Origin of the sequence: Magnetospirillum sp. 15-1 (genome assembly GCF_900184795.1) — a bacterium.
Taxonomy (GTDB): domain Bacteria; phylum Pseudomonadota; class Alphaproteobacteria; order Rhodospirillales; family Magnetospirillaceae; genus Phaeospirillum.
This window is the reverse complement of sequence record NZ_FXXN01000021.1, coordinates 1-26,250: the sequence shown is the minus strand read 5'-3', so window position 1 is coordinate 26,250 and position 26,250 is coordinate 1. Positions and strand designations below refer to the sequence as shown.

The 26,250-nt window shown below is 60.3% G+C and carries 23 protein-coding genes and 5 pseudogenes; 18 read left to right on the top strand and 10 right to left on the bottom strand.

Annotated features, from left to right (window positions below; all coding sequences use genetic code 11):
- From CP958_RS07055 to CP958_RS07015, 9 genes are all read left to right on the top strand, one after another.
- Window positions 1-495 (top strand): hypothetical protein, encoded by a 495-nt coding sequence (locus tag CP958_RS07055; RefSeq protein WP_242442789.1) that lies wholly within the window; start codon window positions 1-3, stop codon window positions 493-495.
- On the top strand, window positions 492-1,190 hold the full coding sequence (locus tag CP958_RS07050; protein WP_096701274.1) for an RNA ligase family protein: 699 nt from the start codon (window positions 492-494) through the stop codon (window positions 1,188-1,190). Before CP958_RS07055 ends, CP958_RS07050 begins: the two co-directional genes overlap by 4 nt.
- 472 nt (window positions 1,191-1,662) lie before the next feature.
- Window positions 1,663-2,259: a hypothetical protein gene (locus tag CP958_RS07045; RefSeq protein WP_141400445.1), complete on the top strand. Its 597-nt coding sequence runs from the start codon at window positions 1,663-1,665 to the stop codon at window positions 2,257-2,259.
- A 12-nt stretch (window positions 2,260-2,271) separates the two neighbouring features.
- On the top strand, window positions 2,272-4,512 hold the full coding sequence (locus CP958_RS07040) for a trehalose-6-phosphate synthase (RefSeq protein WP_170958874.1): 2,241 nt from the start codon (window positions 2,272-2,274) through the stop codon (window positions 4,510-4,512).
- 41 nt (window positions 4,513-4,553) lie between these two features.
- On the top strand, window positions 4,554-5,270 hold the full coding sequence (gene otsB / locus CP958_RS07035; protein WP_242442788.1) for a trehalose-phosphatase: 717 nt from the start codon (window positions 4,554-4,556) through the stop codon (window positions 5,268-5,270).
- Window positions 5,257-7,035 carry a glycoside hydrolase family 15 protein gene (locus CP958_RS07030; RefSeq protein ID WP_096701271.1) on the top strand — a complete coding sequence of 593 codons (1,779 nt, stop codon included), beginning with the start codon at window positions 5,257-5,259 and terminating at the stop codon, window positions 7,033-7,035. The genes otsB and CP958_RS07030 overlap by 14 nt, the downstream gene beginning before the upstream one ends.
- Window positions 7,035-7,874, top strand: coding sequence for a GGDEF domain-containing protein (locus CP958_RS07025; RefSeq protein ID WP_096701270.1), 840 nt, complete (start codon window positions 7,035-7,037; stop codon window positions 7,872-7,874). Before CP958_RS07030 ends, CP958_RS07025 begins: the two co-directional genes overlap by 1 nt.
- Window positions 7,871-9,184 (top strand): sodium:proton antiporter NhaD, encoded by a 1,314-nt coding sequence (nhaD, locus tag CP958_RS07020; RefSeq protein WP_096701269.1) that lies wholly within the window; start codon window positions 7,871-7,873, stop codon window positions 9,182-9,184. Before CP958_RS07025 ends, nhaD begins: the two co-directional genes overlap by 4 nt.
- A 128-nt stretch (window positions 9,185-9,312) precedes the next feature.
- Window positions 9,313-9,813, top strand: coding sequence for a pentapeptide repeat-containing protein (locus CP958_RS07015; protein ID WP_096701268.1), 501 nt, complete (start codon window positions 9,313-9,315; stop codon window positions 9,811-9,813).
- Between the two features lie 69 nt (window positions 9,814-9,882).
- Here the strand turns inward: CP958_RS07015 and CP958_RS07010 are convergent, their stop codons facing one another.
- Window positions 9,883-11,190: a chloride channel protein gene (locus CP958_RS07010; RefSeq protein ID WP_242442787.1), complete on the bottom strand. Its 1,308-nt coding sequence runs from the start codon at window positions 11,188-11,190 to the stop codon at window positions 9,883-9,885.
- Between the two features lie 153 nt (window positions 11,191-11,343).
- Here CP958_RS07010 and CP958_RS07005 point away from each other — a divergent pair, with 153 nt between their 5' ends.
- A complete protein-coding gene (locus tag CP958_RS07005; RefSeq protein ID WP_197706375.1) occupies window positions 11,344-11,694 on the top strand; it encodes a hypothetical protein in 351 nt (116 codons plus the stop codon).
- Window positions 11,695-11,907: 213 nt separating this feature from the next.
- Here the strand turns inward: CP958_RS07005 and CP958_RS07000 are convergent, their stop codons facing one another.
- Complete coding sequence (locus CP958_RS07000; protein WP_096701267.1) at window positions 11,908-13,194, bottom strand: site-specific integrase; 1,287 nt, start codon at window positions 13,192-13,194, stop codon at window positions 11,908-11,910.
- A 579-nt stretch (window positions 13,195-13,773) separates the two neighbouring features.
- Between CP958_RS07000 and CP958_RS06995 the strand changes: the two genes are divergently transcribed.
- Together CP958_RS06995 and CP958_RS06990 are read left to right on the top strand one after the other, a co-directional pair.
- Window positions 13,774-14,040: a hypothetical protein gene (locus CP958_RS06995; RefSeq protein WP_096701266.1), complete on the top strand. Its 267-nt coding sequence runs from the start codon at window positions 13,774-13,776 to the stop codon at window positions 14,038-14,040.
- A complete protein-coding gene (locus CP958_RS06990; RefSeq protein WP_170958873.1) occupies window positions 13,989-14,927 on the top strand; it encodes a hypothetical protein in 939 nt (312 codons plus the stop codon). Before CP958_RS06995 ends, CP958_RS06990 begins: the two co-directional genes overlap by 52 nt.
- A 49-nt stretch (window positions 14,928-14,976) precedes the next feature.
- On the opposite strand, the gene CP958_RS06985 is transcribed toward CP958_RS06990, so the two are convergent.
- Both CP958_RS06985 and CP958_RS06980 read right to left on the bottom strand, forming a co-directional pair.
- Window positions 14,977-15,396 (bottom strand): DUF6641 family protein, encoded by a 420-nt coding sequence (locus CP958_RS06985; RefSeq protein ID WP_096701264.1) that lies wholly within the window; start codon window positions 15,394-15,396, stop codon window positions 14,977-14,979.
- A gap of 266 nt (window positions 15,397-15,662) precedes the next feature.
- Window positions 15,663-16,426, bottom strand: a pseudogene (locus tag CP958_RS06980) (IS5 family transposase).
- Window positions 16,427-16,489: 63 nt separating this feature from the next.
- Here CP958_RS06980 and CP958_RS25825 point away from each other — a divergent pair.
- The 3 genes from CP958_RS25825 (at window position 16,490) to CP958_RS06970 (ending at window position 19,018) form a co-directional block, all read left to right on the top strand.
- Entirely contained in the window at window positions 16,490-17,308 is an 819-nt protein-coding gene (locus CP958_RS25825) for a hypothetical protein (RefSeq protein WP_141400414.1), read from the top strand.
- Between the two features lie 1,141 nt (window positions 17,309-18,449).
- Window positions 18,450-18,707: a hypothetical protein gene (locus tag CP958_RS06975; RefSeq protein WP_096700878.1), complete on the top strand. Its 258-nt coding sequence runs from the start codon at window positions 18,450-18,452 to the stop codon at window positions 18,705-18,707.
- Window positions 18,708-18,709: 2 nt separating this feature from the next.
- Window positions 18,710-19,018, top strand: a complete 309-nt coding sequence (locus CP958_RS06970) for a type II toxin-antitoxin system RelE/ParE family toxin (RefSeq protein ID WP_096700877.1) — start codon at window positions 18,710-18,712, stop codon at window positions 19,016-19,018.
- A gap of 8 nt (window positions 19,019-19,026) precedes the next feature.
- On the opposite strand, the gene CP958_RS06965 is transcribed toward CP958_RS06970, so the two are convergent.
- The gene (locus CP958_RS06965; protein WP_096700876.1) at window positions 19,027-19,443 is read right to left on the bottom strand and encodes a phage baseplate assembly protein; all 417 of its coding nucleotides are present in this window, start codon (window positions 19,441-19,443) and stop codon (window positions 19,027-19,029) included.
- The gene (locus CP958_RS06960; RefSeq protein WP_096700875.1) at window positions 19,436-19,855 is read right to left on the bottom strand and encodes a hypothetical protein; all 420 of its coding nucleotides are present in this window, start codon (window positions 19,853-19,855) and stop codon (window positions 19,436-19,438) included. The genes CP958_RS06965 and CP958_RS06960 overlap by 8 nt, the downstream gene beginning before the upstream one ends.
- A gap of 240 nt (window positions 19,856-20,095) precedes the next feature.
- Between CP958_RS06960 and CP958_RS06955 the strand changes: the two are divergent.
- Window positions 20,096-20,349 (top strand): annotated as a pseudogene (locus CP958_RS06955) (transposase); the annotation flags it as partial.
- 246 nt (window positions 20,350-20,595) lie between these two features.
- Here the strand turns inward: CP958_RS06955 and rhuM are convergent.
- From rhuM to CP958_RS06940, 3 genes and pseudogenes are all read right to left on the bottom strand, one after another.
- Window positions 20,596-21,648: a RhuM family protein gene (gene rhuM, locus CP958_RS06950; protein ID WP_096701263.1), complete on the bottom strand. Its 1,053-nt coding sequence runs from the start codon at window positions 21,646-21,648 to the stop codon at window positions 20,596-20,598.
- A gap of 18 nt (window positions 21,649-21,666) precedes the next feature.
- Window positions 21,667-21,912, bottom strand: coding sequence for a helix-turn-helix transcriptional regulator (locus tag CP958_RS06945; protein ID WP_096701262.1), 246 nt, complete (start codon window positions 21,910-21,912; stop codon window positions 21,667-21,669).
- Window positions 21,913-22,898: 986 nt separating this feature from the next.
- Window positions 22,899-23,036, bottom strand: a pseudogene (locus CP958_RS06940) (DnaB-like helicase N-terminal domain-containing protein); the annotation flags it as partial.
- A gap of 206 nt (window positions 23,037-23,242) precedes the next feature.
- Between CP958_RS06940 and CP958_RS26290 the strand changes: the two are divergent.
- Together CP958_RS26290 and CP958_RS06930 are read left to right on the top strand one after the other, a co-directional pair.
- On the top strand, window positions 23,243-23,548 hold the full coding sequence (locus tag CP958_RS26290) for a hypothetical protein (RefSeq protein ID WP_170958872.1): 306 nt from the start codon (window positions 23,243-23,245) through the stop codon (window positions 23,546-23,548).
- 345 nt (window positions 23,549-23,893) lie between these two features.
- A pseudogene (locus CP958_RS06930) lies at window positions 23,894-24,423 on the top strand (IS5 family transposase); the annotation flags it as partial.
- A 422-nt stretch (window positions 24,424-24,845) separates the two neighbouring features.
- On the opposite strand, the pseudogene CP958_RS06925 reads toward CP958_RS06930, so the two are convergent.
- Window positions 24,846-26,067: pseudogene (locus CP958_RS06925) on the bottom strand (IS3 family transposase).
- Window positions 26,068-26,250 lie beyond the last annotated feature (183 nt).

Genomic DNA, 26,250 nt, shown 5'->3' with positions numbered 1-26,250 from the left:
GTGGACACCAATGTCGTCCTGGTCGCGAACGGCCAGCACCACGACGTGTCGCTGGATTGCGTGGCGGCCTGCGCCCTGGCGTTGCAGGCTTTGATGCGCCAGGGTAGGCTCGTCCTGGACGATCAATTCCGGATTTTGACAGAGTATCAAAACAAGACGCAGCCAAAGACGGGCAATCGGCCGGGCGATGCTTTTGTCAAATGGGCATTGAATAATAGGATGAAGGCCCAGTTCGTGGATCTTGTGGTCATCCGAGAGCATGAGGACCGGGGCTTCGACAGTTTCCCCGACAATCGCGCGCTGGCCACCTTCGATGCCCCCGACCGAGTATTTGTCGCAGTCGCGGGCGCCCACGCCGAGCAGCCGCCGATCCTGCAGGCGGCAGACTCGAAATGGCTCGACTGGGCACCAGCTTTGACGCAACACGGGATCGTCGTGGAGTTCCTGTGCCCGGACGATATTCAAAAGTTCCACAAGAACAAGTTTGGTGTATGAGCGCGTTTTTTCGTTTTCCCCGCATTCCCCACCTCGTCGGCCTTGGCACCGGCTTTACCCGAGACGACAAGGTCCTGTCTGGGTCAGAGGCCGATGCACTTCTGGCCCGCGAGGTGGTGATAGAGGAAAAGCTTGATGGGGCGAATTTGGGGCTGTCGGTGGGACCGGATGGGGGGCTGCGTTTGCAGAACCGAGGGCAATATCTGGTTCCTCCGTATTCCGGTCAATTTGACAAGGCTAACGCTTGGCTGGGCCTCCACCGGGATCAACTTGCTGCCAAACTTGGGCACGGCGAGATCCTGTTCGGAGAATGGTGCGCCGCGCGCCATTCCTTAACCTATGACCAATTGCCCGACTGGTTCCTGGTGTTCGACGTCTATGACAAGAGGGAAGCCAGGTTCTGGTCGACCCCCCGGCGCAATGCGTTGGCTGCGCGTCTTGGGCTGGCGGTGGTCCCCCTGATCGGGGTGGGACGGAGCAATCTTACCGAACTGAAGCAGATGGTCATTGGCGAACCCAGCCGGGTTCGCACGGGTCCGATGGAAGGCGTCGTGATCCGCAATGAAACCCGCGACTGGCTGGAGGCGCGCGCCAAACTGGTGCGGCCCGACTTTACGCAGGCCATCGGAGAGCATTGGCGCCGACGCCGGATCGAGTGGAATCGCCTGAAAGGGGCAGTACCCGGATCCCAATGAACAAACATGCGCACCCGAAAGCAGCCAGCCCAACGCCCCCCTTGATCAACAGCGGTGTTGGCCTTTCTGAAATCCATGTCCGACGCAACGACCGATATTGCCGATCCTATTTTCGAGACCGGCCAGTCCGCTTTCGGCCCATTGATGACGGCTCCGCGCCCATCTCGGTCATTCAACTCGTCCGGACTATTCTTCCAAAGCGGACCTCTGACTGAATCGCAGATACGGCTGCTGGCTGACTGGCCCACCATCATCTCGCCACAATCGATCTTTCAAATAACGTTGTTCAGAAAGATTGATTTGTGGAGGCAGGCATGCATTCGGGCAGCCAGGACCATCCGGAAAGCCGCTGGAACACTAAGGAAAGGGTATGGGCTGAAGCAGCCCCTGCCCACACTCCGCCAACTCGGCCACCAGATTTGATCCACCCCTGTCGGACTTTCGTCACGTCCCGGCGGTAGCGGAGGGTGCCATGTGGCTGGAATTTATGACGAAATGGCTGGGAGGTCGGGCCGCAAGGCGCATGGGCACGGGCGTCCTCATCGTTTCGATGGCGATGGCGACCGGTGCAGCATCTGCGAAGGTCATCGTCTGCCCTCCATCGATAGCCCCTCAACCGAATATTCAAGCTCGCGTCATGGCCTTGAAGGACATTCAGGCGCTGCCGAACAAGCCCGACCCGAAGGTTGAGGGGCTGGTCGTCGTGACCGAGGGATACCTCATCCGCGCGATTTCCATCCGCCCGACGGTATCGCGATGCGGAGCCCGGGTTGAGCGCAGCTACCGTCTCCGCTTGCTGCCCAAGAAGCCGTCCTCTCTGAAGGGGCGTTTCAGTTTTCGTCACGCTGTCGTGGCGACCGTGCCAGCCAGATTGGTGGAGGGCCGCGTGGACGCCAACGGGGCGCCCATCGCCCTGGTGGGCAAGCGGGTTCGCCTTTCCGGCATGCTGACCTTCGCCGCGACGAGCAAGGAGAAGCTGAACAAAACCCAAGGCACCCTGTGGGAGTTGGTTGCCGTCTCCCATATCACTTCCTGCCCCACGGGCGCTTGCCCCGCTACAGGTCCATAGAGGAGAACATCCATGCGAATGGCAATCCGGTTCGTCCTCCCCCTTCTCCTCGTGCTCGGCGGCATCGCCTGGGGCGGAGCGCCGCTGGTCGGCTCGCTGGTGGAGCGTTGGTTCCGCGCCGACGTGGAGATGCGCTCGCAGCTGGTGTTCAACTCGGTCCAGGAATCGGTGACCGGGCTGGTCCTGGCCAAGGCCGACCGCAAGATCGACGCCCTGTTCAAGCACATCACCCAGGACGAGCGCCTGCTCGCCCTGGGCCTGTGCACGCCCGATGGGCAGTTGGCCCAGAGGTCCACGGCATGGCCGAAAGCCCTGGCCTGTCCCCCGGCACCCGTCCTGAACCATGCCTTCGCCGTCCAGCACATCGACGGCGGGCCGGTCCTGGTCGCAACCTTCGCCCTGGCCGCTGACAACACCTATCTCGGCCGCCTGGTCATTCTCCACGATTTGCGCTTCATCGAACGGCGCAGCGACAGCGCCGAGCTTTATCTCGCGGGCTTTCTCGCCCTGCTGGGATTGGGGGCGGCGGGCGTGACCGTGGTGGTCGCCCGGCTGACGCTTCGCGGCTGGATCAAGGCGGTGCGCAAGGGATTGGCGGGGAACAGCGACGGCAAGGACGATTCCGCCCTTTCGTCAGATGTGGAGCCGCTGGTGCGCGAGATGCGCAAGATCCTGCGCGATCTCGACACGCCGCGCGTCCTGACCGAAGCCATCCGGGTGGATTGGAGCCCTGACAGCCTGCGCAGCGTGTTGCGCGACGAGTTGCCCGGGGCCGAGGTGATGGTCATCTCCAACCGCGAGCCCTACATCCACAATCTCGAGGACGGCAAGGTGGTGCTGCAACGCCCGGCCAGCGGTCTGGTGACGGCGCTGGAACCCATCATGCGGGCCTGCGGCGGCACCTGGATCGCCCATGGCAGCGGCTCGGCCGACCCGTCCATGGTCGACGAGAACGATCATCTTCAGGTGCCGCCGGACGCGCCCGCCTATACCCTTCGCCGCCTGTGGCTGTCGGACGAGGAACAGGACGGCTATTACTACGGCTTCGCCAATGAGGGCATGTGGCCGCTCTGTCATATCGCCTTCGTGCGGCCCAGCTTCCGCGCGGCGGACTGGGAGCAATACGTGGCGGTCAACCGCAAGTTCGCCGATGCCGTGGTGGCCGAGGCCAAAACGCCCAATCCGGTGGTCCTGGTCCAGGATTACCACTTCGCCCTGCTGCCCAGGATGGTGCGGGAACGCCTGCCCGAGGCGACCATCATCACCTTCTGGCACATTCCCTGGCCCAATCCCGAGGTCTTCGGCATCTGTCCATGGAAGGAGGAGATTCTGTCGGGACTGTTGGGCTCGTCCATCCTGGGCTTCCACACCCAGTTCCACTGCATCAATTTCCTGGATTCGGTGGACCGCTTCCTGGAAAGCCATATCGACCGTGAACACAGCACGGTGCGGGCCGGAAACAGCACTACCCTGGTGCGCCCCTATCCCATATCCATCGAATGGCCGCCCAGCGCCCTGGCCAGCCAGCCGCCCGCCGAAAAGTGCCGCGAGAGCGTGCGGCACAAATACGGCATCGCCCCCGAGACCAAATTGGCGGTGGGCGTCGAACGGTTCGATTACACCAAAGGCATTGCCGACCGCTTCCATGCGGTGGGCAGCCTGCTGGCCGCCCATCCCGAATGGATCGGCCGCTTCACTCTGCTGCAGATCGCCGCGCCGACGCGCTCGCGCCTTGCCGCCTATCGCGACACCCAGGTCGAGGCGGAAAGGGCTGCCGCCGATGTCAATGCATGCTTCGGCCGCAACGGCTGGGTGCCGATCATCCTGGTGCCCAAACATCATGAGCCCGAGGACGTGTTCACCCTGTTCCGCGCCGCCGATGTCTGTCTGGTGTCCAGCCTGCACGACGGCATGAATCTGGTGGCCAAGGAATTCGTCGCCGCCCGGGACGACGAGGACGGCGTGCTGGTGCTGTCCACCTTTGCCGGGGCGTCGCGCGAATTGCTGGAGGCGCTGATCGTCAATCCCTATGACGTCCAGGCCATGGGCGAGGCGCTGCATACGGGCCTGTCCATGCCCGCCGTGCAGCGCCGCGAACGCATGCGGCTGATGCGCGAGATGGTGGGAGAGAACAACATCTACTTCTGGGCGGGCCGGATGCTGCTGGATGCCGCCCGCATGCGCAAGCGCCGTCATATCGAATATCGCATCGAAGCGGTGACCCAGGGCGCCATCATGGTGGGGAACACATGATGGGTGGCCTTCCTCTCTCGGCGGACCAGGCCGGGTGGGCCTTGTTCCTGGATATCGACGGGACCTTGCTTGACCTGGCGCCCACTCCCGACGGGGTGGTCATTCCCGAAGGGTTGCCGCAAGTGCTTGACTCCCTGGCCCGCGCCTTGGGAGGCGCCTTTGCCCTGGTCAGCGGCCGGTCTCTCGACAGTATCGACAGTCTCTTTCCCGGCCCATGGGATGCGGTGGGCTGTCACGGCGCGGAATGGCGCCTGGGCGGCCAGAGGTTCACTCCGCCGCCGCCCTGGCCCGACGGCCTTGTCGCAGGGATCGAGGCCGCCCGGCGCAGGCTTCCCGGCGTCATGATGGAGCGCAAAAGCCAGTCCCTGGCGCTCCATTTCCGCGCCGCTCCCGAGCAGAAAGCCGCCGTCCGTACCCTGGCCGCAGCCGCCGTCGCAACGGATGCGCATGGCCTCGACCTGCTGGAGGGAAAATCGGTGATGGAGATCATTCCCGCCGGAAACAGCAAGGGCCTGGCCATCGAGCGCTTCATGCGACTACCCCCCTATGCCGGTCGGCGGCCGGTCTTCGCCGGCGATGATGTGACCGATGAAAGCGGTTTTATCACCGTCAACGCCATGGGCGGACTGTCCATTCATGTGGGTGACAGCCCAACGACCCAGGCGCTGTTCCGCTTTCCCGATCCCCGGGCCATGCGCCATTGGCTGAACGGACTCGATACCGCAATAGGAGGACACCAAGACCATGAGCACCCTTGATCTCGGCGTCATCGGCAATTGCAACATTGCAGCCCTGGTGGACGCGCAAGCCACCATCGTCTGGGGGTGTTTCCCCCGCATGGACGGTGACGCGGTGTTTCATGCCCTACTTAACGAAGGAAAGGGCGATGGAATGTTCTCCATCGAACTGGTCGACCAGCTTCATTCGGAACAGGCTTACCTTCCAAATTCGGCCATCCTGCGCACGACGCTTTATGACCATCATGGCGGTATTGCCGAGGTGGTGGATTTCGCGCCTCGCTTCGCCTTGTACGAGCGCATCTTCCGCCCGCCCATGATCGTCCGGCGGATCAGGGCGATCCAGGGGCGGCCGCGGGTGCTGGTGCGGCTGCGGCCCGGTTTCGAGAATGGCGGGCTGAAGCCCCAGCTCACCCGGGGCAGCAATCATCTGCGCTATGTGTCGCCCGCCCAGACGCTGCGCCTGACCACCAATGCGCCGGTCTCCTACATCACTGAGGAACGGCCCTTCGTCCTTGACCGGCCCATCGACATGCTGCTGGGCAGTGACGAAAGCCTTCAGGCCGGGGTGGAGACCACGGCCCGCGACCTGTTCGAGCGGACGCTGGACCATTGGCGCAGTTGGGTCCGCTCGCTGTCCATTCCCTTCGAGTGGCAGGACGCGGTGATCCGTGCGGCCATCACCCTGAAGCTGTGCAATTTCGAGGAAACCGGCGCCATCGTCGCGGCGCTCACCACCTCCATCCCGGAAGCGCCCGAGACCCAGCGTAACTGGGATTACCGCTTCTGCTGGCTGCGCGACGCCTATTTCGTCATCCATGCCCTGAACCGTCTCGGCGTCACCCGGACCATGGAGGACTACCTGCGCTTCATCAACGACATCGTCGAGGAAGCCCAGGACGGGGAGTTGCGGCCGGTCTACGGCATCACCCGCGACACCTCCATCGACGAGATCACCATTCCCCATCTGGCCGGGTATCGGGACTTCGGGCCGGTGCGGGTGGGCAATCAGGCCCATATCCAGATCCAGAACGACGTCTATGGCAGCGTGGTGCTGGCCTCGACCCATGCCTTCTTCGACCAGCGCCTTGCCCATCCGGGCAATGCCGCCCTGTTCGAGCAGTTGGAGCGCCTGGGCAATCGCGCCGTCGCGGTGTTCGACAAGCCCGACGCGGGGCCGTGGGAGTTGCGCACCATCGCCTCGGTCCACACCTTCTCGTCCGTGATGTGCTGGGCCGCCTGCGATCGCCTGGCCAAGATCGCGCGCCATATCGGCCAGACCGACCGCGCCATCTACTGGCGCCGCGAGGCCGACCGCCTGCACGCCATCATCTGCCAGCGGGCCTGGAATGCTGAAAAGGGCTGCTTCGCCTCCACCTTCGACGGCGACGAGTTAGACGCTACCCTTCTTCTGCTCCACGAAGTGGATTTCCTGGCCGCCGACGACCCGCGCTTCGCCGCCACGGTGGATGCCGTCGCCGGCACCTTGCGCACCGGCGACTTCCTTTATCGCTATGTGGCCGAGGACGATTTCGGCCGCCCTTCGACCGCCTTCCTCATCTGCGTCTTCTGGTATATCGACGCTCTGGCCGCCCTGGGGCGGCACGACGAGGCCCGCGCCCTGTTCGAGACGGTGCTGGCGCGTCGTAATCCGCTGGGGCTGCTATCCGAGGATATCGACCCACGCAGCGGTGAATTGTGGGGTAATTTCCCCCAGACCTATTCCATGGTCGGGCTGATCAACTGCGCCATGCGGCTGTCCAGGAATTGGGAGGACGCTTTCTGATGCCGCCGGCCGGGCTGGAATACCTCTATGCCAGCCTGATCGTGGCCGTCGCCCTGGCCGCCTTTGTGGTATCGGTGCGGCTGATGGTATGCACGGCGCGGTGCCGGGCCCGCAATGGCCGCCTGCTGATGATGCTGGGCGGTATCGCGACTCTGCTGGCCCTTGGCCTCGCCAATCTGTTCGACGCCTTCGACAATGTGGTTTGGCACCGGGAGGTGCCGATCATCCCTTCGGCCTGGCTGTCGGGCATTGCCGGCGCGGTCATCGTCCTGTGGTTCGAGGTCTTCGGCCGTTATGCCGTGGAGCGTGCCGAATTCGAACGCCAGCTGGAAATTCTGGCGACCACCGATCCCTTGACCGGTATTCTCAACCGCCGCGCCTGCCTGGAGCGCGGCAAGGCTCTGACGGAATCCGCCAAGCGCTATGGCCACCCCATGACCGTGATGATGTTGGATATCGACCACTTCAAGCGGATCAATGACCGCCACGGCCACGACACGGGAGACGAAGTTCTGCGTCTATTCGTCGCTGTGGTCGCCAAGTGCCTGCGGCAGGTGGACGTCTTTGGCCGCATGGGGGGCGAAGAATTCGCGGTGCTGATGCCGGAAACGGCGCAAAAAGGTGCCCAGATCGCCGCGGAACGCATCCGCCAGGCGGTGGAGAAGGGAAAACTGAACCAGGGCGGGCAAGAATTGTCCGTGACTGTCAGCGTGGGCGCCGTGGTCGGCACCCACAGTGTGGACGACGCACTGAAACTGGCCGACGAGGCCCTTTACCGTGCCAAGCGTGAAGGCCGCAACCGGGTGGTCATGACCGAGGCCCAAGGAGAAAATATTTGACCGAACACCTGCCCGATCTGACCGGCCATTGGGTCGGACTTGCCGCCGTGGCGGTGTTCGTCTTCGCCTATGCCTTGGTGATCACCGAGGAAACCACCCATCTGCGCAAATCCATTCCGGTGGTGGTGGCGGCAGGGATCCTGTGGGTGATGATCGCTCTGGCCTTCAACGCCCAGGGCCTTCCACACGCACTGGAGGTGCCGATACGCCACGTCTTCCTGGAATATGCCGAGCTGATGCTGTTCCTGCTGGCAGCCATGACCTATGTGAACTCGCTGGAGGAACGCCGCGTGTTCGACGCGCTCAGGGCCTGGCTGGTCCGCTCGGGCTTTGGCTACCGCGCCCTGTTCTGGCTGACGGGCACCCTGGCTTTCTTCATCTCGCCCGTGGCCGACAATCTGACCACCGCCCTGGTCATGTGCGCCGTGGTGCTGGCGGTGGGCAAGGATTCACCCCGCTTCGTCGCCATGGGCTGCGTCAATATTGTGGTCGCCGCCAATGCCGGTGGCGCCTTCAGCCCCTTCGGCGACATCACCACCCTGATGGTCTGGCAAAAGGGTGTGGTTCAGTTCAACGAGTTCTTTCTCTTGTTCCTGCCGTCGGTGGTCAACTTCGTGGTGCCCGCCGCCCTGATGCATCTGGCACTGCCCGGCGGCCGGCCGGAGGCCAGTGACGATGTGGTGAAGCTGAAGCCCGGCGCTTGGGGCGTCCCGGTCCTGTTCGCCCTGACCATCATCACCGCCATCTGCTTCCATAACTATCTGCATTTGCCGCCGGTGATCGGCATGATGACCGGGTTGGGCTATCTGTTGCTGCTGGGCTATTACCTGCAAAAGACCCATGGCCGCCGGGGAGCCTCCACCGAGAACCCCTTCGACGTGTTCCGCAAGATCGCCCGCGTGGAGTGGGACACGCTGCTGTTCTTTTACGGTGTGATGATGTGTGTCGGTGCGCTGGGCGTGCTGGGCTATCTGTCGGTGATGTCCAACCTGCTCTACGGCCAGCTGGGCGCCACGGCGGCCAACGTCATCATCGGCCTTCTGTCGGCCATCCTGGACAATATCCCGCTGATGTTCGCGGTCCTGACCATGCAGCCCGACATGCCGCTCGGGCAGTGGCTGCTGATCACCCTGACCGCCGGTGTAGGCGGCTCGCTCCTGTCCATCGGCTCCGCCGCCGGGGTGGCGCTGATGGGCCAGGCGCGGGGCGTCTATACCTTCGGCTCACACCTGAAATGGAGCTGGGCGGTGGCGGCGGGCTATGTGGCCAGTATCGTCACCCATCGGCTGATCAACACGGGCACGTTCTAGCCAACAGTATAGATATTTAATTTATGATGCTCTAATGTGGTTACAAAATAGTAATTCACATGGCGGCGTCATGTCATCTCGGCTTCGTATAGTGGTCCGCTCTCTTCTATCGAGGAAAGATCACAATCATGAGAATCTCTGGTTACATCGGTACTGTTGGCATCGTCGGTATGATCCTGGCGAATTCCGCCTTCGCCAATGACAGGGGCGTAGTCAACCCGAGCTGCAAGCCGGAACCGGAGAACCAGTGCGCCTTCGGTGAGCTTCGCAAGGCAAGTCTTGCCGGCAAAGACCTTCACAGCGGCAATTACGATACCGCCCGCATGGATGAAGCGAATTTGGCCGGTGCCGACCTCAGCGATTCCTCCATGCAGATCGTCAATCTGACCCGCGCCAATCTGGCCAAGGCCAACCTGAAGCGCGTTCATCTGCATGCGGCGAATCTGAGCAATGCCAATCTGGCGGAAGCGAATTTGAGCGGCGCCACCTTGACCAAGGCATCCCTTCGTGGGGCCAATCTGAGCGGCGCCAATCTGTTGAAGGCCTCGCTTCAGGGCGCGGACCTCTCCGGTGCCACCTGGATCAACGGCCGCGTCTGCGCCGAGGGCTCCATCGGCGGGTGCAAATAGGCGATCGGGGGGAGGATCGAGCCACTCCTGGAAGGTTGGACCGGCTCCGGCGCCGTTTAAAGCGAATGGCTAGACCCTGTCCATTCGGGGCTCGCGTCGGATTCCCCGCTCGATGAACGCCTCGGCCAGGGTGCGATACATGGGATTGGGGCAAACCAGCCGCGACACGCCGTAGGCGATCACCGCCGCCGCCATCAGGGGCAGGGTCAGCGACTGGCTGCTGGTCATCTCCATGACGATGACCACGGCGGTGATGGGCGCCTGTACCACGCCGGTGAAGTACCCAACCATCCCCAGAATCGCCAGGGCGCCGATGGGAGCGCCCGGGAGCCACGGCACCAGATTGGCGCCGAGGCCCGCTCCGACCGCCAGCGATGGGGCGAAGACGCCGCCAGGAATGCCGCTGACATAAGACAGCATGGTGGCGGCCAGCTTCATCAGGCCAAAGCTGGCGCTCAACTCACTCTTGCCCTCGATCAGCCCCTTGGCCTCCTCGTAGCCGGTGCCGTAGATGCTGTTGCCGGAGCTCATGCCCAGAACGGCCATGCCCAGGCCGCAGAGGGAGGCGAAGACAAAGGGATGGTCCTTGACCCATTGGCCTGCCCGACCGGGCAGCCCCAGCGTGACGGCGATCAAGATGCGGGCGAACAGGCCGCCCAGCAATCCGCCGCAGATGCCGCAGATCAACACCGGCCGCCAGGCCGCCGCCAAATCCAAGACCGCATCGGTACGGCCGAAATACGTGTAGTTGCCTACCACCGCCATGGCGGTAACGCCGGAGACGATAACAGTGGTCAGCACTGTGCCGCTGGTGCGCTCCTCGAATGAGCGCGACAACTCCTCGATGGCGAAGACGATTCCGGCCAAAGGGGTGTTGAAGGCGGCGGCAATTCCGGCGGCGCCGCCGGCCAGAATCAGGGTACGGTCGATCTCTTGGATTGGCAGCCGGATCCAGCGCCCCAGGGCATGCATGATGGCGGCGCCGATCTGGACCGTCGGGCCTTCACGGCCCACCGAAGCCCCGACACAAAGGCCAAGGCTGGTCAGCAGCACCTTGCCGGCCGCCAAGCGTAGAGACAGCACGGAGTTGCGATCGGCCAGGACCGGAAGCTTCATGGCGGCGATGGTCTGGGGGATGCCGCTGCCTTGGGCACCGGGAAACACCCGCCGGGTCAACCACAACACCCCGACAAGCCCCAGGGGCGTGATGACAAAGGCCAGAGCCGGATGAATGGCGATGGCTTGGCTGAACAGGTGATTGCCCAGGGTGCTGGTGCGTTCGAACAGCATGGCGGCCAGGGCCACAAGCACCGCTCCGCCCCAGAACAGCATGCGGTGCAGCCAGATCTTGAGCGAGAATTTGGGGTAGCGGATCAAGCGGCGCAGGCGGTGGGTTATTTTGGCAATCCTCTGACTGGCTGGCCGTCTCCACGCTTACAGGATCTGGTCTTCGCACCGAGTGCCTTGAAATCAACCCTTCCGTTTACATGACAACTCCGCGCCCGTGGTGGTTACCCGGCCTGAAGCGGCTTGCCATTCCACCGCCCGATCCTCTACCACCTGGGGCAGCGACAACCTCCATTTGCCGACCCGCTTGGGCCATCGCTCCAGGGCCACAATCGTCGCTTCCGTCTGGCGAAGCTGCTCAAGCTGCCGCGCTGGTTCAAGATCGACACCCCCATCGGCCAGTACAATCCCGATTGGGCCTTTGTCACCGAACGGGATGAACGCCTCTATTTCGTGCGGGAAACCAAGAGTACGCTCGACAGCGAGGAGCGTCGCACCAAGGAAAACCAGAAAATCCATTGTGGACGCCGCCACTTCGAAGTGATCGGCGCCAATTTCGACGTGGTCACGTCCTTGGCCGAGGTGGGATTCTGATGACTGATTACGACGTCGAGGAGAAAACCGTTTCCGAGGGAGATTATGAGCCTGCCGATGCGGGCGCCTCCGTAGGCTAAATCTTGCATTTCAATTCGCCAGAAAGAGCAATAAGCCCTCACCGCTCCCTCGTCACAAACCCCGCAACCACTTCCTCCTGACTGATGAACCCGTGATGCGACTGCCCTTCACCGGAAAGGAAAAGCGCACTTCCTATGCCCGCTTCAGCGCCACCACCGTTCGGGGTTGAACGATCCCCAACTTCGGTAGAGCTGCCCGGATGGCCGTGGCGATGTGGGACGGAGCCAGATGGGCATAGTGCTTTTCGGTCATCCGGGTGTCGGCATGCCCCAGGTTGGCGGCAATAACCGAGAGGTGGGCTCCGGCCTGGACCAGATGGCTGGCATAGGTGTGGCGCAGGATGTGAAAATTGGCGGGAGGCACGATATTGGCGGCTTCGCAGGCGTCGGCCAATGGGCGGAACTGATGTGACTTCCCCCAGGCCGTCCCATCTGGCCGGGCGAAGACCAAAGCGTTGCTGGCGCGTCCAACAATGTGATCGGTAAAGAACGCAGCGCCGTCGTCACCGAGAACGACATGCCGGGGCTTACCTCCTTTGCTGGCACGAATGGCAATGGTCTGGGCGGTTTCGTCAAAGTCGGAGCAGCGCAGAGCCGTCAATTCCCCATAGCGGCACCCAGTCAGTAATGCGGCCTGGACGAGGGGGCGGAAGGATTCACCGCAGGCATTGACCAAGCGGACGCATTCATCGGGCTTCAGATAGCGGATTTTTGCCGAATCGGCCTCTCGAAACGGCTTGACCCGACGCCACGCGATATCGGACTGGATTTTCCCTTCATGAAAAGCGTAATTCAGCGCCGCCTTTAGGGCGGTCAGCGTGCGGTTGGCGGTGGCTTGCCGACGCCGAAGGGCGTCATGATCCTCGGAGGTGTCTCGGTATTTCTGGTCATCCCCCTTTCTCGTGCGAAGGCGAGGCGGTGTGGCAGCGACCTCGGCGTGCCAATCGCGCAGGCGCTTTGTCGTCAGCTTTTCGAGCGTCACATCCCCCAATTTGGGGAGGATGAAGGCATTGATCCGACTTTCCAACTCCTTCAGGGATTTGCCGCCCTTTCTTTTGTATTCGGAAACATAATCCTGCATCACCACCGTGATCGTGGCCTTGCCGGGTGTCATGGTCCTCTCGCCGACGGCCTCCATGGCCGACGAGGAAAACCATTCACGCGCTTTGGTTTGGGCATGGACATAGTCGAGAGCGGTGAGGCCATCGGCGTCCATCACATCATCAGCGGGGCCGAGCGAGACCTCGCGGCGAAAGCCCTCCTTCACGAACTTTGCGATCCACATCCCGCCCTTTGCCCCCTTGCGATAGCCGAGGGCGCAACCGGGGGCGATCGTGGTCCAATGGATGGTCTTCCCTGTCGGCAGTTTGGAGCGGGCGGAGCGAGTGTCAATCTTGGCGTTGCGGACGGTACGGGCCATTGCGAGCTTCCCACAAATTTCCCACAATTATGTACCCGAACGGTGCCGATCTCACAAGGACAAATATACACTAACTCATTGATTTTAAATTATTCGCTAGCGTTCGCCGGCGTCCGGAAAGTCACGTTTAGTCCCCCTCTCACGGCGGTAACCGGGGTTCGAATCCCCGTGGGGACGCCAGCGCCGATTTTTCCAATAAAATCAGGCACTTAGGTCACGAGCACATGCTCGTGTTACCCATGCCTGTACCCCAGTCTGTTACCCACATTCGACCGCCAGAGAGCCCGCCCGATCATCGGAGCGGGCTTTGCTGTCTTCGGGCGGGGGCGAAGCCTATGGGGGCAAATGTCTCCTGTCTCAAGAAAATGAGAATGCGCTCTGATCAGAACCGGCGTGGGTGCCCTGCGCGTGCGGTGCAAGCGAGAAGTAGGTTGGCTTGGCGCCACACGGTCGTCCAGCGCGGCTATTATCCTCTGTCTCCTGGGTCACCCGGTAAAGCATTTCATGGCGTGTCAGACTGACTTGACATCACGTTAAGATCGCAATAACAGGGACATCTCTTTGGTTGAGAGATGGATCATGGAATACGTCGCCGGGTCGCTCGCGCTTGATCGCAACGTCGCTGCTCAGGAAATTGGGGCATTCCTCGATGAGCATCTCTCCGCCCTTGAGGGGCAGATCGGCTATAGACAGCCGTCCGTGGGTATTAGAGATAAGGCGGAGGTTCCGTCATTCATAATAATATCCCCGTACTATGGCGTCGCTTTGATTGATGTTGTCGATGAGAAAATTAAATGTCCAATGGCCGTTTCCGTCAAGCTGCTCGCTGTGCCGCGTACATGCTGACCTTCGGAAACGATGAGACGCTCATCCGAGCCGATCTCACGGCGCGCGGAGTTAAATGGCCCGAGGAAAACTGCAAGCTTCCCGTTCCGACGATCTTGACCCGTGAATTCATTTTCGAAGGAGAAGACTGCACTACGCTTAAAAACCGTGTGTCCGAGTTCGCCCGCGTCGTTATGCACCTTGCACGGCAGAAAATGAGCGATCCGGAGAAGGTGGTCCGCCACTTCAAGGAAAATGGTGGTTTGCGTGGCCTGTATGCCAAACTCGATGCCGAAGGGAATGTTCGCATCCTTGACGGCGAGGATGGCCCCGCAAAGCCGTCCGACGCACCAAAGCCGAACACCGTTAATCCGCCTGCAATCGCTTGCCAACAGAGTCACGGGGGTGAGCGAGTCGATAGGCATGCCCCTGGTGTCGAGCAACCGATGCACCGGGCATCAGTCTCGGCCAAGCTGGCTGCTGCGGTACATGAATACGAGTTGGCCAGTCAGAGCGCCACCCAGGCGAACAAGGATTTGAGCCGTATCGAAACGGAAGCCGAGCAGAAGGCTCAGGTTGAACAAACCAAACTCACCACCCAGCAGCAAGCGTTGATCGCTGACGCGAAGGTGAAAGCGGTTCGGGCTGCGGAAATGGCCCAGCCGCTTCAGCAGCGTGTAAACCTGCTCCGGCGAATCGAGAAGCTTCCCGTATGGGCTGTGGTCAAGGTGTCTGAAGGGCGCCTGCCGCCGGAGTCTGCGCATCCGAATAGCGCCGGTGACCACTTTGGCGTTTCCGTTCTGATTGTCCACAATGTGGACCATGAGACAGTGGAAATCCTTGCGAATGTGACGCCGCCCCCGGTAGCCCTCGCGAAGTTTCTAGATGACAGTGGCCTCGGAGCATGATGGAGGGTTGGCGACGATGGCGGGGAACTGATCCCCGCCATCGTGCGTTCTAGCCCTTCTTCCGTTGCATCTGGGCATGGGTGGCTGCAATAGCATCCGCGAACTTGCCATCGCGAATCATACAGGCGACCTGCTCCAGCACCGCAACGGCACCCTTTTCGGTAGTCCCGCACAGCAGAGTTGGCTTGCCCGGCTCCAGGGAAACGACCTTGGTTCCCAGATGAATCTGGATGTACCAGTTCCCATTATCGCCTTTCCACCACCACTTCCTCGGCGGTTTGGCAACGGCGGCACGCTTATAGCCCCCGTCCGTCTTCTGGTAGCGCACTCGTTCCACGACAAAAGCCGGGTCTTTCAGCAGGCTGATCTGGTGGGTGATGGCGTCGAGGATGATCTCCTGCGGCAAACGGCGTCGGGCATCGATTGCCTTTTTCGGTTGGACATCACAGAACTTCAGGGAAACCATCATGACCTCCGACGTTATTGGACGGAGGTTATGGCCGCTCTTGATGCGCGGCCAAGACGTGTAAAGCAGTGTTCGTCTTATTTTCTGTCAGGTTGGCCGGTCGGCCACATTTCATCAAGTGCGAGTCCTTCGGGCGATCTCGCCCCAGATGTCCCTTCTCAGTGCATCAATGGCTTGCCATTGAACGGATGTTGTTGCCGCTGTGTAACTGATGCGGGCAAGCGAGAAATAGAAAGCAAGAAGGGCTTCGGTGCTAGGCCGTAGACTCATTACGCGGCGCACCAAATGCGCAGGGCGACGAGCTTTACGGCGGCGAGGAAATTCCGTGGGTCTTTGTCATAGCGGGTGGCGATCCCCCGGAAGTGTTTGATCTTGTTGAAGAAGCGTTCGACCAGATTGCGCTGGCGATAGACCCAGGCGGAAAAGGCGAAGGTGCCCTTGCGGTTGGACCTGACCGGGATGTTGGCCCAGGTCTTGTTCTTCTCGGCCAAGGCCCGAATGGCGTTGCTGTCATAGCCCTTGTCGGCCAGCAGGGTTGAGCCGTCGCCCAAGGCTCCATCGAGCAAGGCTTCGGCCTCGACGCTGTCGTGGACCTGCCCGGCGGTCAGGCGCAGGGTGACGGGACGGCCTTCCGCATCGACGAGCGCGTGGATTTTGCTGGTGAGCCCCCCACGGGAACGTCCCATGCTGCCATCGTCGAGAGCCCCTTTTTTCCCGTGGCCCCGTGTTGGTGAACGCGGACACAGGTCGAGTCGATCATGATGATGTCGCCATCGTAAGCCTTGGAGATTTCCTCCAGAAGCCGGTCCCAGACGCCCGCCTTGCGCCAGCGGACGAACCGGTTGTAGCAGGTGGTCGATGGGCCGTAGCGCTCGGGAACTTCCGCCCAAGGCGAGCCCGTGCGGAACCGCCACAGGATACCGTTCAGGACCCGACGGTCATCAACCCGAGGCACGCCGCGAGGCTTGTTCGGAAGCAAGGGCTCGATGATCGACCATTCGTGATCCGTCAACTCGTACCGCCGCCGTGCCATCAATGCCCTCCGTGCCAGAGGGAATCGTTGAATCACGACGCGCGACGAAGGGGAAGCCTGTTTATGAGTTTACGGCCTAACCCCTTCCCTGTCCTTGGTGAGAACCTCTTTGGCAACCAAACCGGCAAGGAAACGTCTGGAAATGGGACAACGAGCGGCGAAAATAATGGCCCAGCGCTAGGGCGCGACGGGAATAATCAGAATATTATTGGAAAGATAAATGACTCAGAAAAACTTAAGGAGGCAAAGGATAGGGTTCAGCGCGAGGAGGCTGTTGTTAACGCAAATAGATATCTAGACACAATTGTAACTGGTGATACGGTAAAGTTATCTGATTCGCAGCAGCGCGATATGACAAATATCGTAAACTCCCTTATAGTTTCAAATTCAATAAATGAAGCTTTAGACACATTCCATAAAATCGATGAGTCGGCCCAACTCAAGGTCCTTGATGCTTTTTCGGCCTCAGCAACAGACGCTATTAAGAATTTAATTGTTGGAAAATTTCGTGATGCGATTATCGAGGCTGTTGGAAATGGGGTCGCAGATAACGCCGGAACAGATACCCTAAAAATTAGAGACCTAAGTGATGCAATAAATTCCGCAGTTGCTGCGTCAACGTCGAACGAAAGGGCTGATAAATTGGCTGCTGTAGCCTCAGCAATCAACCTCTTATCCGATACTGTTCCTCTCCTGGGGCAGCTAAGTGATGCCATCTCCCTTGCTATCGATATATCCCGAGGAACGCAGTCAAGGATTGATAGCCGCGACGAGGCAATTGTAAATACAATGCATCTATTGCAAAGTGATCCCGCTTATGCTGGGAAGATAAGTCAGTTGACTGGTATTGATTTTAATAGCGTAACAGTGCAATTTAATTAATTTTTGATCAATCTGATGCTAAATCTACTTGTTTTGTCTGAAACATCTCAAGTGAACATGACGTAATTTCTGAATATGGTTAAATTGTACGAAGATGATTCTGAATATGAATCTGAGCTTCAGTATGCGGACTGATTTGATTGGGCTGTGTATGATAGATTGTATCTATCTATAAATCATGCTGGCGGCAGCTTTAGTGTTTGAACAATGATATTATTTCGTAGTTTGACCATTTCGTCGGCGCACAATTCTCAAGATATGGTTCTGCACATCGTTTTCCATTCCGGCAGGCTTGGAACTCGCCATCATTTTGCGCAGAGCGCATCTGCTTCTTTCCGCTGATAGTAACCTCATAGCCACGTCATGGATGAATTGCAATTCGTATGGCTTCAGTTGCAGTTTTCTGGCTGCGCTACCCCATCCCGAACCGTTGTTGCTCATAAATTCATGCACGACCATGTCTGAAGCGTCTTTCCTGTTCATATGGTAATCTCAAGAAGTCACTTCCTGCATTCTTTAGCTGGCACGCAAGTGGCTCCATCGTATCCGTATCCCGGTGCGCACACAAAATAGCAGGGATAGGCCGAGTTTATCGTCTGCCGGGGTTGATTTTTACGTGACGCTGCTCATGCCCTTAAAAATGCGTTTTTGGGCTTAATTGATGCGCAATTGAACGTTGTGTTGTTTGGAGAATTTCTGGGCCAACGCCCAATTATTGAGAACAAAATGATGGCGATTCCAATTGCAATAAATATTGATGTTGCCACTAATTTGAGAGTGATTTTATTTGCAGTCATGGTCGTAATTTTAAGATATATGTTGCTTTATATATTATTAATAATAGTTATGATGTCAAAAAAATATTTGCACAATGATTTGTCTGGAAATAGGGCGCATTATATAATGTGCGTTATGTAATGCGTTTATTAATATTGGGTTTGCGATGCCAATTGCGCGGCCAAATGAAAGTTGGTTTTGTTGACAATTTTTTGCACGTAATGTTGTATGATATATTTTATTGGCGTATCAGGGAGGCATTCCCTTCCGGATATATGCCGCTGTGGCCCGCTCAAATGGGGGTGTGGAAATCGGTGGCTCGCTCCGTGTAAGATGTTCGGAGCAATGCGAGGAGGCTTTTGGCATGCGGAACAGCGCGACATTGGCGATGCAGGGGGACAAGCTGCCTCCCGAGCTTTCCGCCGCGCTCAAAGGCAGCGAGGCCGGGGCTGTGTATGCCGTCCATATCCAAAAACTTTCGGTTGAGGATGCCGCCGACTTTTTGGAGACCCGCGCCAAAATTCAGGAAGGTCTTGCGGCCATCGCGGCAGGCGAGGTCTACGACGAGGACGAGGCATACGCCGAAATTGCACGGTTGATGGATGACGAGGCTGCCGAGTAGCTATGCCTCGCGTCACCTATTCGAAGCCAGCAATCAGCGATATTGCCAAGATTGGCGCCCATATAGCAAAGCATAACAAGCCGGTGTCGGTGAGCTTTGTTGCCAGCATAAAGGAAAAATGCCAAACCATCGCTTCCGCTCCCCTTATTGGGCGGGAGCATGAAGATTATGGGGCGGGCATTCGTAGCTTTCCTCTTGGCAATTATGTCATTTTTTACCAGCCCGATAGCTTCGGCATAACCGTTGTTCGCGTCCTTCATGGAGCGCGAGATATAGCCCGGCTCATGTCTGAAGAACCGGGCTATTCCTGATCGGCCCCCTATCCCCTGAGCGGCACAATGTTGCTCTCGCCGTCCTGGGGCGTTACCAGACTTTCCAGGTAGTTCGCCCAGGTATCCAGTGCCCGCCGTTTTTCCGGCACGTATGTGTGCTTGTCGTACACCGTAGCCGTAACGCCTCGCGGGGCGTGGTTCAGCACGCGGGCGATATGCTCGACCGGAACTCCGAGTTCGGCCATGCGCGTAGCTGCCGTGCGGCGCAGGTCGTGCAACCGGCACGCCTGCCCGGCCCTTACCGGCTGGCGCCGCAGTTGACCGCCCGCCAGATATTCCTCGGTCAGGGTCAGGCTGAAGTCACCGGCGATGTGGTCCAGGTTCAACGCCACGGCGGCGGTTGACCACCCCTCATGTTGCTGGCCATCCACCCACAGGGTGACGCGGTTTTCCGGATCAGCCATTGGTCGGCACCCTCAGGATCATGCCGCCGGGGATGAAACCGGGATGGCGGATTGTCGGGTTACGTTCCAGCACGACGGTGTCCTTCGCGGCATCGCCCCACAGGCGATGGGCCAGGACCAGGGCCGGGGTGTCGGCGTCGTTGGTGATGTCAGACAGGCGCGACAAGTCAGCGCCCCGCGTGGTGATGTCGCGGACACTGGCCGCCCGCAAGGTGGACAGGGCCTGATAGGTAGCATCGGGCGCGGTCATCATGCGTTGGTCCAGACCAGCGGCGACCTGGTCGCGTACGGCCACGGCGTCGTCATAGACCACGAAGGGGATATCCGCCGAGGCCCTGGCGGCTTCTACCGTGGCCAGTCCGCGCACCAGCGCTACCATGGCGCCCTGATTGGCGGCGGACTGCGCCCGCATGGTCGTCGTGGGGGCGATGACGGGCCAGTCGGCGCCGTAGCTGGTCAGCCCCTGGGCCGCCTGATAGCGCGACCATCACCGCCACGCCGGGAGACGTGCCGCGCATCTCGGCGCGCATACCGGCCGGCAGGATCAATTCGACGACGACGTGTTGCTGGCCGCCAGCCGACGACCCGGCCGGGCCGGTGCCCGCCGTCGCGCCGCCCGCTGCACCGCCGCCAGCCATGACGGCGGCGCCCCTGGGACCAGCTTCTGGAGGAAATCTCCAAGGCTTACGATGGTGACATCATCATGATCGACTCGACCTGTGTCCGCGTTCACCAGCACGGGGGCACGGGAAAAAAGGGGCTCTCGACAATGGCGGCATGGGACGTTCCCGTGGGGGCCTCACCAGCAAGATCCACGCGCTCGTCGATGCGGAAGGTCGTCCCATCACCTTGCGTCTGACCGCAGGCCAAGTCCACGACAGCGTCGAGGCAGAGGCATTGCTTGATGGAGCCTTGAGCGATGGCTCCAACCGGCCAACCTATACCAGATCCACGCCGACAATTCTGATGGTGGCCCTGCTGTGGCCCTGGGCTGCCTTCCGCCAATGGTCCGCCGATCTTCGCTCGCGCCGACGCCGAGGACGGGCATTGTTGTGGCTTGTGCTGGGCCCGACCCTGATTGGTGTTCTGTATCTGGTGATCGAGACTGGGCTGGAGGTGGCGGTGAATTGATGGGCCGAGGCGAAATGGGAGCTACAGCTTCGGTCGCCTCGGCTTTGGCAAAGCCTTATCCGTCTGCCTCAATTCAGAAATAACCCGATCAGCGTCCTTCTGACGCTCGGCCTTCCGATTGGCGCTGTAGATTTCGTACTGTTTTTCCGCCCGCTTCTTCGCATCTGTCATTTTCACGTGCCCGCCCCCCGTGAGAACAACACGGTTGAGCGACTTGAGCTGTTGGTCGAGAAGTTTCTTTGCGTCCGCCATGACAACCAGACGCCCGATGTCGAGCTGGTCTTCGAAAATGTCGAGGAGGATGGTGGTCAGGCGGTTCAGTTCCTTGATTTCAGCATCGGCCAGATAATTCTTGGATACGGCGACATCCTGCTTACGGATGTTGTCGTTTGGCCTGGTCGTCAGGCCCATATCCGGTGCAGTCGCGTCGGCGCGCGATTTGATGATTTCGGCCGGAGTGTGCATCGTCACGGCATACATGAGCTTGGCCTGGGTGTTCCGATAAAACTCGTGCCACTCCTCCGAGGAGCCATCGTAGTCCTGGCACATGGCACAGATGCGACGAAGCTCATGATAGACATTGGCCTCGTCGGCCCGGATGTCCCGGATGATTTCGCGCAGTTCGGCAACACGATCCGTGTTCTCGGGCTGCTTGAGGCGAACCGAATCAACCACGAATCCCTTGGTGGCGAATTGCACCAGCTTTTCGGTTGCCCACCGGCGGAAAAGGGTCGCCTGCTTGGAGGAAATGCGGTAGCCGACGGCGATGATGGCGTCTAGGTTATTAATCAGGGTTTTGCGGCTGACCTCGCGCCCACCCTCGGTACGAACCTGCAAAATTTCCTTGCAGGTTGCCTCCCGTTCAAGTTCCCCCTCTTCGTAAATATTGTTCAGATGCCCGTTGACGCTCTGGCGTGTCACACCAAACAGATCGGCGATCTGTGCTTGGGTCATCCAAAGCGTTTCACCCTCATATCTGACGTCGATACGGAGGCCCTTGTCTGTTCCATAAACGAGGAAACGGTCTCCTGTCTTTTCATCCTCTTGAAGGACCACAGGCTCAAGGTCAGTCATTTCATTGCTCCTGCAATCTCATTCATTCGGCAGCTTCTTCTGCCGGACACCAGGCCCACCATCCCCTTGGTACGTTCCGCTGGTGATGAATGCGACCCCCCCGGCCTCCAACGCTGCCTGCATCTTGGTCACGGTGCTATGCATCGCCTCGCCGCTGTTCTCGAAGCGGCTCACCGTGTTCACGCCGACTTCGGCCTTCTCCGCCAGGTCGCGCACGCTCCACCCAAGGATACCCCGGGCGGCACGGGATTGCTCAGGGGTCATGGTGCCTCCGTATGCCTATGTGGTGAAAATATCACCGTATAGGGGTTGACGCAAACCAAAGATTGGTGCAATTGTTTCTGCGTACGGTGACAAACACACCAATGAGCTTCCGCCAATGACCCTCGACTGCAGAGCCATCTTTATCGAAGCTTGGAAGTCCGCACGTCGGACGCGCGGTCAATATCAGACCATCCGCGCAGCCTTCCGGCCCGGCCGGTTCCCTGCATGTCCAAGGGGTAGCGAATGGTAGCGGAGAGACACGCGGGACGCCATGGCCAGAGGGGAAAGCGTGGCTTCGCTGATCAGCGGGATGGCCGCGTCCATGCCCCTGCACCCGGAGGAAGCCATGGGCAAGGGCGAGAAGGAGGCCATTCGGCAACGGTCCCTGAATCGTGATCTTGCGAAACAGACCCCATGCAAGGGCGGGGCGGGGAGCGATGCGCGATGACGGCCGATATCTTGGTTCGGACCGCAATCACCCTGGTGGGTCTGCTCGACTGGATCTATCGCCGTCAGAAGGCCGACGTGATGGTGGGAAAGGGGCTGCGGTTCGATCCCGGCCAGTTCGATGTCTACGATGTCGTGCTGGAAGATAGAAGGGTGGCCCCCAATACCTCGGGTTCCCCTTACGGCTCACCGTCATCGGCTGCCTTGGGCAGCCACCCTTCATTCATCAGCATTCGCCAAATGCTGGCCGGCGTCAAGGATATGGGGGAGGTGTATTTCCAGGGTGCCGCAGGAACGGAAGCGTACCGCCACAACGAGCGAAGCCTCGCGTGGTTTGACCAGGCCCGACGCCAAAATGCCGGGGAGGGAGCCCACGCGAGGCTTGGACACCAATATACCGACCGACACCAATCTGAACAACGGACGATCCCGGCCTTATGGCGGCATCGGGGGGGCGGCACCTCCTCCGCCCCCCCCATTGCTCAATGCGCCTTGCGTGGCCCACCGATGGCGATACCACGAAGCCAGTCGGCTAGGTCATGAACCGGATCGGCGAAATGGTCGGGCTGCAGGAACTCGGAAACCCGCTCGTAGGCGCGGTTGGACAGCAGGATGGCGCCCAGCAGCGCCTGTTCGGCCTCGAAGTTGTGGGGCGGGGTGCGGACCGATTCGAACATGCTCACGGGTTTCCGTCAGGAGGAAGAAGCCCGTAGCGGCGACAGGTGGCAATGATGCCATCGGCCTCGCGGAGGGCCTGCGCTCGGTCGGTCTGGCTGAGGGTGCGATCTTCCGCTCGCCTCCAATGGAAATGCAGTGCCCGGACGGCAATGCGGTAGAGCAGTTCCGCAAGGATACTGCCAAAAGGGCGAAGCCCAGGCCGGGAGTGAGCGTCGATGCGGGTCATGCCATGCGCCCGATTGCAGTCGCGGTTGCCGTCAGTTCCCCCGGATTGTCGGAGGACAGCAGCGGCAGCAACTTTGCCAACCGAGGCGCAACGGCAGTGATCGCGGCCATGGTGAATATCCGTTTATCGAATATTCAGGCCGCGATGCCGCTGTCGCTGGTGCTGGTCCGCTTCAGGCCGTCTTGGACGCCTTGCGCCCGGCAATGGCGACCGTTTCCGGCGGCCTGCTGTTGGTGGCAAGCTCGCCATACGCCCGGAAAGGCATTCTCTTCCCGGCTTGTCTAAAACCGTTCGCCGATTGTCCGCTTTCGCTGTCGGCGCTGTCTAAAATCCCCTTCCGGGTTCTGGTCCTTGAAATCCGTCATTCAACGGTGGTCACCCGGCAGTTTTCCTTGGGTTTCCCGTCTCACGGTGTCGCATGGCATCCCGCCGTATCTCACTCGACACCCGTCTAAAACCATTCACCTGGTTACACACCACGGCGTGATCCTGCGCCGGATCGTCATCCCTCATTTGGGGGCGGTGTCCTTAATTTCTTGACGCTTATGTACTAGGCCGTAAACTCATAAACAGGCTTCCCCTTCGTCGCGCGTCGTGATTCAACGATTCCCTCTGGCACGGAGGGCATTGATGGCACGGCGGCGGTACGAGTTGACGGATCACGAATGGTCGATCATCGAGCCCTTGCTTCCGAACAAGCCTCGCGGCGTGCCTCGGGTTGATGACCGTCGGGTCCTGAACGGTATCCTGTGGCGGTTCCGCACGGGCTCGCCTTGGGCGGAAGTTCCCGAGCGCTACGGCCCATCGACCACCTGCTACAACCGGTTCGTCCGCTGGCGCAAGGCGGGCGTCTGGGACCGGCTTCTGGAGGAAATCTCCAAGGCTTACGATGGCGACATCATCATGATCGACTCGACCTGTGTCCGCGTTCACCAACACGGGGCCACGGGAAAAAAGGGGCTCTCGACGATGGCAGCATGGGACGTTCCCGTGGGGGGCTCACCAGCAAGATCCACGCGCTCGTCGATGCGGAAGGTCGTCCCGTCACCTTGCGTCTGACCGCAGGCCAAGTCCACGACAGCGTCGAGGCAGAGGCATTGCTTGATGGAGCCTTGAGCGATGGCTCCACCCTGCTGGCCGACAAGGGTTATGACAGCAACGGGGCAGTAGACAACGATTGCAGGTAGGAGTCGAAACCCCCGATCATGGGTCGGAAATTAGGTCACGTCCGGTGATGCCGGATCGAAAACCCAGTTGGCTCAAATCATCTGGTACAAAGTGCTGCTCTGTGAAAAACCACAACAGCTAGATCACACAGGCTATGGAATGCTCGGTCTGTGTGATTGACCGCGACTTGCCCGACAAGGCAAAAGGTGGGCGGGATCGGGAAGGAAATCGGGTCGCATCCTTCCATCTATCCGCCGCTGCATCCTCGACAACTCATCGCAAGAAATCGAACACGCCTTTTCCCCCTCAGGGGGGGGAAGGTGTGTCTCCAATCTATCGCAAGTGAGATTTCAGATTTGATCCCCGCAGGGAAAAGCGCCAATGCGGATGCGACGGATGACCTGCCTTGGAAGTTTCATCCGGCCGTAAGTAGAGCCTTGGGCGAAGTTACGCCGTGTGGCGCGGTCTGAGCAATGGGGCCGGGCTCGGAGCCCCGGAGGGGCGGAGAGGCCGGCCCCATTGCTTTGAGTTTGGCAGCGTGGGCCGCCGGTGTCTGGTAGCCCAGGGCCGAGTGCGGCCTGGTCGTGTTGTAGTCGGCGACCCAGGTGGCGATGACGGCGCGGGCCTGGGCCATGCTGGTGAACACCGTTTCGTTGAGCAGTTCGTCGCGCATGCGGCCGTTGAAGCTCTCGACGAATCCGTTCTGCATGGGCCTGCCGGGGGCGATGTAGTGCCATTGCATGCAGTGGTCCTGCGCCCATTTCAGCACGGCGTTGCTGGTCAACTCGGTGCCGTTGTCGGACACGATCATCTCCGGCTTGCCGCACCGGGCCACCAGCGCCGTCAGCTCGCGGACCACCCGTACGCCCGAGATCGAGGTGTCGGGCACCGAAGCCAGGCACTCCCGCGTGAGTCACGTCGTCGACGATGTTGAGCACGCGGAAGCGCCGCCCGTTGTCCAACTGGTCTATGGACGAAATCCAGCGACCAGCGGGCGTTGGGCTTGGCCTCCACCAGGATCGGCTGCGCGGGCTTCGCCGATCAAGCCGGCCTTGCGCCGAGTGCGGCGCTTGCGCACCGCCAGCCCTTCCTCGCGGTAAAGCCGGTAGATGCGGGTGATCCCTGACGACTCCCCGTCGCGCCGCAGCAGGATGAACAGCCGTCGATAGCCGAACCGGCGACGCTCCTGGGCAAGCCCGCGCAGGCGGTCGCGCAAGGCACTGTCGTCCGGCCGGATCGAGCGGTAGCGGATCATGGTGCGATCCGCTGCGATGACCGAGCAGGCCCGACGCTCGCTCATCTCGAAAGCATTCCGCAGATGGGCGACAGCTTCCCGCTTGGCGGCGGGCCCTACCATTTTTTTCCCAGAAGATCGCGGAGCGCGGCCTCGTTCAGCATGGATTCCGCCAGCAGCTTCTTCAGCCGGGCGTTTGCTGCGCTGCCCTTCGGGTCTCATCCTCAAGCGCCTTCAGCCGCCGCGCCTCCGACACCTCCAGGCCGCCATACTTGGCCTTCCATTTGTAGAAAGTGGCGCTCGAAATGCCGTGCCGGCGGCACACATCCGCCGTCCCCGCCCCGGCCTCCTGCTCCTTCAGGATGCCGATGATTTGTTCTTCACTGAACCTGCTGCGCTTCATGTCGTCCGTCCTCTGATGGGCCGGACTCTACTTCAAACTGGAGGAAGATTTCCAAGGCAGGTCAAAGGCCACATTGAACCGACACCGGGGAACGTGGTGGACTTCCGCGCCGTGGAAGACTGCATCCGCGATCTGTGTGACCGCTTCGATGTGCATGGCATCGGAATTGATCCGCACCTTGCG